The sequence below is a fragment of the Rhodospirillaceae bacterium genome (genome assembly GCA_018660465.1).
Lineage (GTDB): Bacteria > Pseudomonadota > Alphaproteobacteria > Rhodospirillales > JABJKH01 > JABJKH01.
Genome location: JABJKH010000103.1, coordinates 61,381 through 73,257, shown reverse-complemented (window position 1 = coordinate 73,257; position 11,877 = coordinate 61,381). Strand labels below are relative to the sequence as shown.

Annotated in this window: 17 protein-coding genes and 1 tRNA gene; 6 read left to right on the top strand and 12 right to left on the bottom strand. The window is 50.2% G+C overall.

Annotated elements, in window-relative coordinates:
• Positions 1 to 371: 371 nt before the first annotated feature.
• A complete protein-coding gene (locus HOM51_17990; protein ID MBT5036408.1) occupies positions 372 to 818 on the bottom strand; it encodes a universal stress protein in 447 nt (148 codons plus the stop codon).
• 102 nt (positions 819 to 920) lie between these two features.
• On the bottom strand, positions 921 to 1,145 hold the full coding sequence (locus HOM51_17985; protein ID MBT5036407.1) for a hypothetical protein: 225 nt from the start codon (positions 1,143 to 1,145) through the stop codon (positions 921 to 923).
• A gap of 63 nt (positions 1,146 to 1,208) precedes the next feature.
• On the opposite strand from HOM51_17985, the gene HOM51_17980 reads away from it, so the two are divergent.
• On the top strand, positions 1,209 to 1,487 hold the full coding sequence (locus HOM51_17980; GenBank protein MBT5036406.1) for a helix-turn-helix transcriptional regulator: 279 nt from the start codon (positions 1,209 to 1,211) through the stop codon (positions 1,485 to 1,487).
• 19 nt (positions 1,488 to 1,506) lie between these two features.
• Here HOM51_17980 and HOM51_17975 read toward each other — a convergent pair whose 3' ends face one another.
• Both HOM51_17975 and HOM51_17970 read right to left on the bottom strand, forming a co-directional pair.
• The gene (locus HOM51_17975) at positions 1,507 to 1,731 is read right to left on the bottom strand and encodes a hypothetical protein (GenBank protein ID MBT5036405.1); all 225 of its coding nucleotides are present in this window, start codon (positions 1,729 to 1,731) and stop codon (positions 1,507 to 1,509) included.
• A 28-nt stretch (positions 1,732 to 1,759) separates the two neighbouring features.
• Positions 1,760 to 1,987 (bottom strand): hypothetical protein, encoded by a 228-nt coding sequence (locus HOM51_17970; GenBank protein ID MBT5036404.1) that lies wholly within the window; start codon positions 1,985 to 1,987, stop codon positions 1,760 to 1,762.
• 676 nt (positions 1,988 to 2,663) lie between these two features.
• On the opposite strand from HOM51_17970, the gene HOM51_17965 reads away from it, so the two are divergent.
• The gene (locus HOM51_17965; GenBank protein MBT5036403.1) at positions 2,664 to 2,837 is read left to right on the top strand and encodes a hypothetical protein; all 174 of its coding nucleotides are present in this window, start codon (positions 2,664 to 2,666) and stop codon (positions 2,835 to 2,837) included.
• A 41-nt stretch (positions 2,838 to 2,878) separates the two neighbouring features.
• Positions 2,879 to 3,229 (top strand): hypothetical protein, encoded by a 351-nt coding sequence (locus tag HOM51_17960; GenBank protein MBT5036402.1) that lies wholly within the window; start codon positions 2,879 to 2,881, stop codon positions 3,227 to 3,229.
• A 24-nt stretch (positions 3,230 to 3,253) separates the two neighbouring features.
• Here the strand turns inward: HOM51_17960 and HOM51_17955 are convergent, their stop codons facing one another.
• The 3 genes from HOM51_17955 to HOM51_17945 all read right to left on the bottom strand — a co-directional run bounded on the left by HOM51_17955 (position 3,254) and on the right by HOM51_17945 (position 4,473).
• Positions 3,254 to 3,673 carry a hemerythrin family protein gene (locus tag HOM51_17955; protein MBT5036401.1) on the bottom strand — a complete coding sequence of 140 codons (420 nt, stop codon included), beginning with the start codon at positions 3,671 to 3,673 and terminating at the stop codon, positions 3,254 to 3,256.
• Positions 3,674 to 3,707: 34 nt separating this feature from the next.
• Positions 3,708 to 3,875 carry a hypothetical protein gene (locus HOM51_17950; GenBank protein ID MBT5036400.1) on the bottom strand — a complete coding sequence of 56 codons (168 nt, stop codon included), beginning with the start codon at positions 3,873 to 3,875 and terminating at the stop codon, positions 3,708 to 3,710.
• Positions 3,876 to 4,149: 274 nt separating this feature from the next.
• Positions 4,150 to 4,473 (bottom strand): hypothetical protein, encoded by a 324-nt coding sequence (locus HOM51_17945; GenBank protein MBT5036399.1) that lies wholly within the window; start codon positions 4,471 to 4,473, stop codon positions 4,150 to 4,152.
• 294 nt (positions 4,474 to 4,767) lie between these two features.
• On the opposite strand from HOM51_17945, the gene HOM51_17940 reads away from it, so the two are divergent.
• Positions 4,768 to 5,022 (top strand): tyrosine-type recombinase/integrase, encoded by a 255-nt coding sequence (locus tag HOM51_17940; GenBank protein MBT5036398.1) that lies wholly within the window; start codon positions 4,768 to 4,770, stop codon positions 5,020 to 5,022.
• 84 nt (positions 5,023 to 5,106) lie between these two features.
• Here the strand turns inward: HOM51_17940 and HOM51_17935 are convergent.
• Positions 5,107 to 5,193: transfer RNA gene (locus tag HOM51_17935), tRNA-Leu, on the bottom strand.
• A 61-nt stretch (positions 5,194 to 5,254) separates the two neighbouring features.
• Complete coding sequence (locus HOM51_17930) at positions 5,255 to 6,010, bottom strand: competence/damage-inducible protein A (protein MBT5036397.1); 756 nt, start codon at positions 6,008 to 6,010, stop codon at positions 5,255 to 5,257.
• 102 nt (positions 6,011 to 6,112) lie between these two features.
• On the opposite strand from HOM51_17930, the gene HOM51_17925 reads away from it, so the two are divergent.
• The gene (locus tag HOM51_17925) at positions 6,113 to 6,346 is read left to right on the top strand and encodes a hypothetical protein (protein MBT5036396.1); all 234 of its coding nucleotides are present in this window, start codon (positions 6,113 to 6,115) and stop codon (positions 6,344 to 6,346) included.
• Between the two features lie 21 nt (positions 6,347 to 6,367).
• Here HOM51_17925 and HOM51_17920 read toward each other — a convergent pair whose 3' ends face one another.
• The 3 genes from HOM51_17920 to HOM51_17910 are packed head-to-tail and all read right to left on the bottom strand — an operon-like array spanning position 6,368 to position 8,923.
• The gene (locus HOM51_17920; GenBank protein MBT5036395.1) at positions 6,368 to 6,829 is read right to left on the bottom strand and encodes a (deoxy)nucleoside triphosphate pyrophosphohydrolase; all 462 of its coding nucleotides are present in this window, start codon (positions 6,827 to 6,829) and stop codon (positions 6,368 to 6,370) included.
• Positions 6,810 to 8,042: a bifunctional glutamate N-acetyltransferase/amino-acid acetyltransferase ArgJ gene (gene argJ / locus HOM51_17915; GenBank protein ID MBT5036394.1), complete on the bottom strand. Its 1,233-nt coding sequence runs from the start codon at positions 8,040 to 8,042 to the stop codon at positions 6,810 to 6,812. The genes HOM51_17920 and argJ overlap by 20 nt, the downstream gene beginning before the upstream one ends.
• A gap of 44 nt (positions 8,043 to 8,086) precedes the next feature.
• Positions 8,087 to 8,923 carry a peptidylprolyl isomerase gene (locus HOM51_17910; protein ID MBT5036393.1) on the bottom strand — a complete coding sequence of 279 codons (837 nt, stop codon included), beginning with the start codon at positions 8,921 to 8,923 and terminating at the stop codon, positions 8,087 to 8,089.
• A 109-nt stretch (positions 8,924 to 9,032) separates the two neighbouring features.
• Here HOM51_17910 and secA point away from each other — a divergent pair, with 109 nt between their 5' ends.
• Positions 9,033 to 11,765, top strand: a complete 2,733-nt coding sequence (gene secA, locus HOM51_17905) for a preprotein translocase subunit SecA (GenBank protein ID MBT5036392.1) — start codon at positions 9,033 to 9,035, stop codon at positions 11,763 to 11,765.
• Positions 11,766 to 11,877 lie beyond the last annotated feature (112 nt).

Below are 11,877 nucleotides of genomic sequence, written 5' to 3'. Positions count from 1 at the left end.
GCACAACGCCTAAGTTATGGTTTATTTTTAGAATTGTCCGTCAGCACAACTTTAATCTCACGCCATACCGATAACCCATAATTATCACCTTCCTCTTTGGCCGCTGCCGTTCCTTCAACCGCTATCCTACGCGCACGGTATATCGGCCCCATTTAGGGACCGGTTTCTTTTTGTGCCTTTCGGGTCGTTAGATTGTTGGTGCCGATCAATTGAGACCACCGTAGAAAAGCCGTCATTATTGAAGGCAGTATAAAATTTCGCCTAATAGCCGAGGGTGAGGATTCTAATATTAGACATGTCTTGGGCGTGTTTGCAGCATTGTTCCACATCGCGATGCCGTTGGGTGGGAGCCATCTGGAATACCAACCTTGCTATCTTATGATTAAGACCGGCACTGCACTATTACTAAGAACTTCGTTTGCAACACTTCCAAGAAGAGCCTTCTTTACACCACGTCGCCCATGTGATGCCATTACAATAAGATTGCAGCCTTTCGAAGTCGCTGTCTCCAAAATACCTTCCGCTGGATGCCTATCCGCAACGTGCACACATTCGCACGAAACGCCGAGTTGTTCTGCCGCTTCTTTAGCCGAAGCCAATATTAATTTTGATGCCTCTGCTACGATGTCTTCATATTGCGCTATAGGGTTAGGATTTCTATGCTCCGTTTCACGAGCAATGTCGGACACAGACCATGTTTCAGTTGTCGTCACGACGGTGACTGGGATGTTGAGTGTCTTAGCAAGTTCGAGGCCGTGGGAGAGGCCTCGAGTAGCTAGTTCTGATCCATCGGTAGCAATTAGTATATTTTTGTACATCGTTTTCTCCACGCGTCTCGGCATCAAGTTAAATTATGAATACTTCGAGCTTATCTGTGTTAGCCCCTTATTCCATATCCTCAGTATCTGCCCATAACTGAATCACAGGGGTTCGATCTTCAATGTGCCAAACGTTTCCTGGTGCAGGTCGAAGGCCTCTTCGTACTGTTTCGCCCGTATCCGGCGATCTGGATGTTTGCCACCGACCATTGATAGGTCTATTTCCAAAGCCTCAAGGAGTAACGAAGAGATGGTCTTTATGTTTTCCTCGCAGGCCAGTTTATGAGCAGACACGATCCTATCACTTAAACGTCGACCATCTGTCATATCGGCTTCCTCCAGTAATGGTTGGGTGCGATAGCAGTATACGAAATTTGCTGCTCAAAACCCTTGACCTTGGTCATTCCGATTGGTTGTTCATGCGACCGCCTCCAACTGTTCAGCATCGGCAATGAAACAATCACTCCCGGTCAGTGCAAGGCAGCACGAAGTCTTCTGGATATGAAGCAAGACAAGCTATGTGAATTAGCGGACGTTGCCATAAAGACGCTATCTGATTTTGAAGGTGGCAAGACCAAGCCGTACGGCACCATACTGGAGAAGATACAGGCAGCACTTGAGGACGCCGGAGCATTGTTCGTAGACCCGAACGGGTTGGGGGCGGAGTGAGGTTGAGGAAGAATTAGACCTAGCTTGAGCTTATTTTGGCGGGGGCATGATAAAATAGCTTTTTTATACCGGGGGAATCGTCGATCCATACTTGTGCCCTTAAGCTTTCAGCACCCCCGTCTTCCACGAGCGATTCACCGCAAACCATCTCCGCCGCTGCTAACTCGTTTTCGGCCTCAATAGTTGTATCGCTTCCCTCAATCCATATTGCGTGCTCAAAACACTTAACACCAAACTTTGTCATCTCCGTCTCCCTTGCTCCATAAGGAAAACTAGTTTTCAGAATGGAATTCTACCGCCAGTGACTCCGGCTCTAAATTTTCCTTTGCAGTCGCTGGTTCTTGCTCCCTCATGCAAACAGGGACGAGTCCCGTCAGCTGTTCACACGAAGCCTCTTCGGAGGCTTCCTTAAACCCGTGGAATGAATAATCCGTGGCCAATACAGTCAGGGCCACAGAGAAAACCATCCCGGCGACGAAGGTTAGAACGTATCTACCCATCTTGAAATTTCCGCAGCGATTAGGTGGTAATGACACTCCCACGAAGACCACATATTATAGCACATTTTCTGTTCATTTTACAGACGAATAGGTTGGCGAATGGGAGGCGGCTGAGGGAGGAATAAAAGCAATACCGGATATTGGAGAAAATTGGTGGTCTCGGGAAAAAAATTGTGGCCTTGGGGTGAATTAGGAGAATGTCTGGTTTTGAAAGAATAAGCCTCTGACGACACTGTCATGGAACCGGCGAGTTCGCATCGAGTATGTCTCCGCTTGCTATTCTATGATTTGGCACCCTCCGAACTTCCACCTCAAGACCAACTAAACTATAGGGCAAAATAAATCCTAGCCACCATGACCTAGGTCAATGTGAAAGTAAATATTTCCCCTATAATGAACCCACTGTTACGAACTGAGACGGAGGTTAAAAAACTGACACCACCAAACAGCAAAGTCGAAAGACAAGCTGATAATCATGAGGCTCGGCGGTCCTGACCGGGCGGCGCTTCGAGCGCCAGTGGAGAGCCCCGATGAAAGACTCGGGGCTTTCGTGTTATTAGCCCTATAGCTTGAATATAATGTCCGCTATTTACGAGGGTAATGCGGACCTAGTTTGAGGGTGCTGATTTAGACTGTTTCTGACCCTAACCGGTAATGGCAAAAGGGAGTATAATCCATGCCCCAGCAGTATAAACAGATGGACATCCTTACACTCATCAATCAGCTACTTTGCCATCTGGGACTTCATGATTACCAAATCATCGAAGCAACATTCGGGTTCGGTGAGAGAGGGGGCGTCGAGCGCGACCAGTGCCGCTGTTGCGGAAAGGTGCGCACACGCCAAATTTAGGTTCGGCGACCATCACTTATTATTTGGCATTGGAGGTAGCCATGGACTTAGACAAAGATTTAGAAAAGAACCAACGCTTCTTACGCGAAACTGAACATGAGATCCGCCTTACTAATAATAAAATAATCCATGAAAACGTTGCGCCCATTACATCGGAACGAATTGTTTCTTTTGCGGTAGAAATTGCAAAGTTACGGGCACAATATATTACGGCTGCCTTTGATTTCGCGGATAAGAGACCTTTGGATGGTTTACAAAGCGATGTGGAAATTGACGACCTTGAAAAGTGTCGCCGTGGGTTTGAGGAGGCCCGGGACGCTTTCATCGCACTGCAACGCGCCATTGAGTTAGGATATGTAACCGTTGAATATTCTAGGGGCGGTGTTCGTTGATCCTAATGGGTTGGGGTGGGCAGGCTATTTGTCATCGGGTTCAATGAGTCCTTGAACATAGGGGATGTATGCCATGTCAGACGTGAGGATGTGACTTTGTAGCCATTGTTTTAGGAATTCGACGAAACCTGCGACGTCGAATAACTTTGGATCGTCTAAATAGGACAGTCTGTACGATTCCAATAGACGTTGAAGATTTCGGTGCCCCGCCTTATGGCTCTCTATGTCGTCATAACCGCAGCGGTCCATAATGTCTTCTTCATTGGTAAAGTGATATTCAACATAGTCAACTAGTGCATCAATCGTGGCTTTTACAGACTCATCGGGGAAGCCCTGCGCGGCTTTGTCATGAAGATTATTAATCAGCATGAATAAACTACGGTGATCCTTATCGATGCGGGGGATCCCTGTGGCGTAGTTGTTTGACCACTCTACGAACGGCACGGATTGCCTCCAAAGTTAGTTGGAGATTAAAGCGTTAATGATGGTAGGAATAATCCACTTTGTCACTGTACCGGCGGCGGATTTCTGCAAAGCGTCGGTCGCCATCCATGCGAAGGTCAGGAATGACCCTTCGATCTTTAAGCATCCGTTTATCTCCGTCACCCGTCGAACTGCTGTATTTTTTCTTTCGGCGGTCGGGCATTATTCTTCTTAAAACACCTGAACGCCGTTCGGCCTTTTGGCAATCCGAGTTAACTCTACGTTCTAATTTCCTGCGGTTTTCCTGGGGCATAGGGGAATCAATCCTCCTTAGAATTAATTTAGGTCCTAATTATACAACAAAACCTGGTTAAATTGTTGATTGAAATCAAGACGAGGGAATGGGTTGGGGGTTGGGGGCTGGGGTTAGGTTGAGGGAAAAGTAGTTTAACGGAGGAAAAGATACTGTCCTATAGCTATGGTCCGTGAACCAAGTGCTATGCAACGCCTCCCCCGACCTTAATGTCCCCCACCTCGTTATCGACAATGACCGGCGTATCATAGTAGGTAATTTCGGGGTCAACGTTGAACATATTGCGGATGTTCTCCAACCATGGCCCAGAATAGCAGGTTTTTGCTGCCTCTAGACTTTCCCAAGTGTAAACGCCACCTGCAACGCCTTCCTCCGCACTGAATAGGAAGTTCTTGCGGATAAGGCCCGGTATAGCCTGAAACCCACTGGCGATGGCACCGACCTTCTCTTGATATTGCTCCAGAGTAAGGGTGTCAGGCTTTTTAATTTTTACAACGGCGGTAATCATGACGGTCTCCTTCAGGCTATAATTAATATAGCAAGTTAGGCCTAACAAAGAACCCCTGTGAATTTTATAGATTAAATTAATCCCTGCCCCAAGATGCCGATTTGCTGTAAAATTCCATGAGAAAGAAATCTGCATGAAAAAATATTCAGCACGATTGTCTGCGTGGGAAGGGCTATGCGCTACGCAATGGATAGCAGATATATTTCGTCATGATGTCTGCTTATAGGGGGTAGAGCGAGAGCATACCTAATCCATGAGAATCGCAAACAGCACTAGCCAGTTATTCCGGGAACAATGTGCTCTGGCGGCAGTCGTCACTTTCAGCCAACCGATGTCACTCCCCATATTATGAGGCATACGGCAATAACCCGCCGAGCCGAAACCGGAGCCGACATAAAGACGATCCAGGAATTTTCCGGGCATGAGAGCCTACAAATGGTATTGCGATACGCGCACCCTCAAGAGGCGGCAATAAATCGTGCATTAGACCGCATGGAAAGCGGAACCAATTTAGAACAATTGCCCGCCCGCACACCCCAACGTTCCTGACACGTTTATACAGGAATTACACACGCGCCTTATTTTCCGCCCTGTATAGTAAGCGCAGAAATTGCCTAAGTCATTGAAAGTAAATGGTGCGGACGGCCGGACTTGAACCGGCATGGGCGTGAGCCCGACAGATTTTAAGTCTGTTGTGTATACCAATTCCACCACGTCCGCGAATTGGGAACCCGGCTTATAGCATTCTCCGGGTGATAACTGCCAACATCAATTTATGTTTTTAGCCCTCATCCACAACTTCTTCGCCTAAGTCGTGGATCAGCGCAATCACGTCTTCCGCGACTTCGTCGATCCGGGCCATGTCGGGGTGGCGGAGGGCGATTCGGACGCCTGTGCCGCCGTTCGCTTGAAAGAACGGGTAGCTGCCGATTTCCACGTCTGGGTGATTTTTTTGGAGTTCTTTGAGGGGTTTGCCCATGTCGCCTTCTTTGGCGTGGGTGGGGATGGTGCGGCTGAGCAGTTTATCGCCGCCTTCCAATGTGTCCTTGAAGGTGCCGAACATACCCTGCATGACTCTGGGAATGCCCGCCATGACGTAGACGTTTTCCATCTTAAACCCGGGCGGGCGGCTGACCGGGTTATGGATCAGGTCAGCCCCAATCGGCGTTTCCGCCATTTTCCAACGGGTTTCGTTCATGTCTTTGGGTGCATAGTGTTCGAGAAAGATTTCGACGGCTTCCGGGTGGCGATGCAGTTCCACGCCGAAAGCTTTGGCGACACAGGCCGCCGTGATGTCATCATGGGTGGGGCCGATGCCGCCAGTTGTAAAAATGTAGTCATAGCGGGCGCGGACTTCGTTGATCGCCGCGACAATCACATCTTCTTCATCCGGCACGACCCGGCATTCCGACATGCGAATGCCGATTTCGTTCAGTTCCATGCCCAAAAATGCGAGGTTCGCGTCCTTTGTTCGTCCGCTCAGCACCTCGTCACCGACAATCAGCAGGCAGGCTGTAACCTTTTTAATCTCCGCCATAATTTAGCTTCCTCGATAATCAAGTCTTAATGAATCGCTGTTAGGCTCGGTTATCGCATGAATTTAGGTTTAATCAAGCACCCCCACTTGAGAGGACGCCCAATGACCCGTCTGACAATTCTCCTCGCCGCTGCGCTGTATTTAGCGGCCTGCGCCGACCACGGTGACATCGTCGAAGATAATGAGAACGAAATTAAGATTAAAATCGGCTACGACGCGGCGGTGAATAACGTCACGACCAAACCTGCGGCCGACGAACACTGTGAAGACGAAGACAAAAAAGCCGTCTGGATCGGTCACGACCGCGACGGCAATATGCACTATAAGTGCATGTAATCGCTTATAATAAATCTCTTATCATAACAAATCTCTAAGCAGCGCAATCAAAGGCACATCAGCCGGCGGCATCGGATAATCGACCATCCGTACGGGCCGCACCCATTTTAAGGCCTGGCCTTCTAACGCTGCGACCTCCCCTTTCCAAACCCGGCACGCGAAGACCGGCATCAAGAGATGAAAATCATCGTAGGAGTGCGACGCAAAGGTAATCGGCGCCAAACAGCTTTCGGTGACGTCGATGCCGAGTTCTTCTTTTAATTCGCGGATTAGGGCTACCTCAGGCAATTCTCCGTCGTTAACTTTGCCACCGGGGAATTCCCATAACCCTGCCATCGCCTTGCCTTCGGGCCGCTGGGCCAGCAGTACGCGGCCATCTATGTCCACCAGGGCTGCAGCAACGACAAGAATGACAGACAGGTCCGCCGCCCTTTCACGGGCTTCAACTTGAAGACAGCCTAAATCAGGACCTGTAGTCGGCATTGATCGAAATGTATTCGTGGGTTAGGTCGCAGGTCCAGACTGTGGCTTCGCCGTTGCCGATACCGACATCGATGGAGATGTTTATTTCCTGGCCCTTCATGTGTTCGGCAATCGGTGCTTCATCAAATCCATCGACGGCACCGCCGAATTCGGTTACTTGGGTGCCACCAACGTTGATGGCGAGTTTGTCCCTGTCAGCCCGTTGCCCGGCTTTGCCGACGGCCATGACGATCCGACCCCAATTCGCGTCTTCACCTGCAATTGCCGTCTTCACCAAGGGGGAATTGGCAACCGACAATCCGATGATCCGTGCTGCCCTGGCACTTTCAGCCCCAGTTATCTTGACCGTCACAAACTTGGAAGCACCTTCACCATCGCGAACGATTTGATGGGCGAGGTCGAGCATGACTTCTTCCAGCTTCTCCCTGAAATCCTTTAATTGCGGATCGGCGACGGTGCTCACGGCTTCATGGTCAGCGCCTGCCCCCGTTGCGAACAACAAGACCGTGTCGCTGGTCGAGGTGTCGCTGTCTACAGTGATGGAATTGAATGACCGTTCGTTTATGGGGGCCAGAATTTCTTGCAGCACACCCGCTGGAATCGTCGCATCGGTGAAGATGAACCCCAGCATGGTCGCCATATCCGGTGCAATCATGCCGGAGCCCTTGGCGAAACCATTGATGGTCACGGTCGCATCGCCGATTTTGGCAGTACGGGTGGAACCCTTGTCATAGGTATCGGTGGTCATAATCGCGCCAGCAGCGGCCGCCCATTCGTCATCCGCCAAGGCTTCCCTCAGCCCCGGAAGGGCAGCAGAGATTTTTCCTGTGGGCAGCGGCTCGCCAATGACGCCGGTTGAAGCAACGAAGACCGTGCTTGGCCGACATGGCAGAGCATCAGCAGCGGCCTCAACCGTTTCTTCCACACCGGCGATGCCGAATTTACCGGTGAAGGCATTGGCGTTGCCTGAATTCACCACCAAGGCCCGCGCATGTCCGCCTTTTAACGCACTGCGGCACCAATCGACGGGTGCCGATGCGGTGAGTGATTTCGTGAAAACGCCTGCCACCGTGGTCTCAGGCGCAAGTTCCACCAGCATTAAATCCGTCCGGCCCTTGTAGCGCAGACCACACGCCCCTGCCGCCAACCTAACACCGGCCAACGGCTTCATTTCTGGAAACTTTTTGGGCGCCAGAGGCGACACCTTGCTCATTTCTCAAACCCCATACAAAAGACCTATATTAATAAGGGGCTTTCCTATTTCGTCTTTGGTGCTTTGTCCAGTCCGGAACCGTCCAAGATTTTGATGTCGGCTTTGGCGCTCAGGCGTTTCATAAGCTCGGTCCTCAGGTCTCTGGTAATTTCTGCTACGATTTTTTCCCGAGACTCCTCTATGCCGGGTGCTGCCCCCTTGCGTCGATCCACCACTAAAATCACGTGCCAGCCGTATTGCGTTTTCACCGCAGTCTTTGAATGTTCACCTTTTTTCATGGCGAAAGCCGCCTTGGAAAAGGGTCCAACCATATCGCTTGCTTTGAAAAATCCGAGGTCACCGCCATTCGGCCCAGAGGGTCCGGTTGATTTCTTCTTCGCCAAGGCAACGAAGTCTCCCCCTTTATCAAGTGCTGCAATGACTCCTTTTGCATCCGCTTCTGAGCCCAGCAAGATATGGCGGGCGTGGACTTCGTCACTATTAAGGGATTTGGCGACGAGGTCTTTGTAGCGTTCCTGCATCAACTGCTCGGTCAAATTTTCAGTCATAAAAATTTTCATGTACTGGGCTTGCAGCAGTTCATTTTCGATCCGAACGATCCGACTTTTGAAGGCCTTATTGTCATGCATCCCTTTTCGCCGAGCCTCTGCTGCGACGAGTTTGGTTTCCACCATGCTGTTCACGATCATCGGGAACAGGGTTTGAGGGGGCAACGCCTTGGCTTCCGCAGGTAGGGATTCGCGAAACGTATCCACGTGAGACTGGCGGATTTCCTCGCCATTAACGGTGGCAACAACGGGATCGGACTTGTCCTCCGCCGCATACACCGGGGACCAAATTGAAAGACCAACAACCATCGCGACCAAAATTCGCTTCGCCATAAAAATTTCCTCTCATTGACAGAATGCCAAGCGGACTCTATCTCTTGCCCACGTTTAAGAATAGAAGTAATTGATTTTCTTCTGGATTACTAATTTTTGAGGATGCTCTATGTTTGGCGCTATCGCCCAGCGAATGTTTGGTTCGTCCAACGACCGCTATTTAAAACCCCTGCAAAGTGACGTTGATGCGATCAACGCGCTGGAACCTGAGCTTGAAAAGCTAAGCGACGAGGATCTGGCCGCCCGCACCCCTTGGCTGCGCGGCCGGTTGGAACAAGGCGAAGACCTGGACGCCATTTTGGTAGATGCCTTCGCTACCGTAAGAGAAGCCGCCAAACGCACCCTTGGCCAACGCCACTATGATGTTCAACTGTTGGGCGGGATCATCCTGCATCGCGGCATTATCGCTGAAATGAAGACGGGTGAAGGTAAGACCCTAAGCTCAACCCTGCCTGTATACCTGAATGCCTTGTCTGGCGACGGCGTGCACGTGGTCACGGTCAACGATTACCTGGCCAAGCGCGATGCCGAATGGATGGGTCAGGTTTATCAGTTTCTGGGTCTTAGCGTCGGTTGCATCGTCCACGACCTTGATGATACTGAACGTAAGGCCGCCTATGGCGCCGACGTTACTTACGCCACCAACAACGAACTCGGCTTTGATTATCTGCGCGACAATATGAAGTTCGACCTGGAAGAAATGGCGCAACGGGAATTTAATTATGCGATTGTCGATGAAGTCGATTCGATCCTGATCGACGAAGCCAGAACGCCCCTTATTATTTCAGGCCCGACCGAAGATGCGTCAGAACTTTATTCAGCACTTGATAAGCTGATACCGAAACTGGAACCGTCAGACTACGAAAAAGACGAAAAAGCCCGCGCCGCGACTTACACAGATGCGGGTACGGAAAAGCTTGAACAGATTCTTCGCGATGAAGGTCTTTTGGAAACTGGTTCACTTTATGACATTCAAAATGTCTCATTGGTGCACCACGCCAATCAGGCACTTCGCGCGCATATCTTGTTTGCCCGTGATACTGATTACATCGTTAAAGATAACAAGGTCATCATCATTGACGAATTCACCGGGCGCATGATGGAAGGACGACGCTATTCGGAAGGCCTGCACCAAGCGCTGGAAGCCAAAGAACATGTCGAGATTCAAACTGAGAATCAAACGTTGGCATCGATCACCTTCCAAAACTACTTCCGGCTGTATCCAAAACTGGCAGGCATGACCGGTACGGCCATGACCGAAGCCGGTGAATTTTCGGAGATTTATAAATTAAATGTCGTCGATATCCCGACCAATTTGCCCGCGGTCCGGGAAGATTTTGATGATGAAGTTTATCGTACAGCAGATGAAAAAAATGCCTCTATCGTTGATCTGATCGCCGATTGTCAAAAACGTAATCAGCCGGTCCTGGTCGGCACAGTGAGCATCGAAAAATCGGAGCACCTGTCTGCGCTATTAAAAAAGAAAAAGGTCGTACATCAGGTTCTGAACGCGCGCTATCATGAACAGGAAGCCAGCATCATTTCCGAAGCCGGCGCACCCGGCGCCATTACCATTGCCACCAACATGGCAGGTCGCGGCACAGACATTCAGTTAGGTGGCAACTTTGATATGCGTGTCGCTGGTGAGGTCACAGAAGCCGAAGGCCCAGAGCGCGACAAACATATCGAAAAAATTCAGGCTGAAATTGAGGAAAAAAAGCAGATCGTAATTGCCGCTGGCGGTCTGTTCATTATGGGTACGGAACGTCATGAAAGCCGCCGCATCGATAATCAGTTACGCGGCCGGTCTGGTCGTCAAGGCGATCCCGGCGCCTCCAAATTCTACCTGTCGCTTGAAGACGATCTAATGCGCATCTTCGGTTCTGAACGGATCGATAGCATGCTCCAGAAACTTGGCCTGGAAGATGGCGAGGCGATTGTCCATCCGTGGGTCAACAAGGCGCTGGAAAAGGCTCAAGGAAAAGTCGAAGAACGCAACTTCGAAATTCGAAAGAACCTTCTAAAATTCGACGACGTAATGAATGATCAGCGTAAGGCTATTTATGAGCAGCGCAAAGATCTTATGAAGGCAGAGACCGTCAACGAAGATATCAACGACATGCGCCATCAAGTGATCGAAGACATGGTCGCCGCGCACATCCCTGAAAAGGCATATGCTGAACAATGGGACATGGCTGGCCTCCATGAAGAAGTCTTGCGCGTGCTGGGCATGGATATTCCTGTTGCCGACTGGGCCAAAGAAGAAGGCATAGCAGATGCAGAAATCATTAGCCGTTTGACCGAAATGTCCAACCGGGCCATGGCGGAAAAAGCCGTTAACTTCGGCCCGGACGTCATGCGTACAGTGGAAAAAAGCCTGCTCTTACAGTTATTGGACCAAACTTGGAAAGAACACCTTCTGACCCTGGACCATTTGCGCCAAGGCATTGGGCTTCGCGCTTATGGTCAGCGCGACCCCTTGAACGAATACAAGAGCGAAGCGTTCGATCTGTTTTCGGCCATGCTGGAGAACTTGCGTGAAACGGTAACCCAGACCCTGGCCCATATCGAACTCCAGGTTGAGCCGACGGAAGAAGACCTATACCCCCAATCCGATCAAGAAATGATGGAAACCCGGGAAGACCCTGCATTTCAGAATTTAGACTCCACGCCGGAACAATTATCCGATGATCGGCCCTTGGCTGCTCCAATGCGCTCGCGTGAAGCCGCCAACGTCCTAGACCCAGACGATGCGTCAACGTGGGGCCGCGTATCGCGCAATCAAACTTGTCCCTGTGGATCAGGAAAGAAATATAAGCACTGCCACGGAAAGCTCTCTTAAGGTCGGTAGAACACCGCTTCCAATATTTTTCAATACAGTTATAAATTGACTCAAGTTCAGGTCGCTATAGTCTATATGGTTACATAGTGCCAAATATTATTTTTTAAAATCT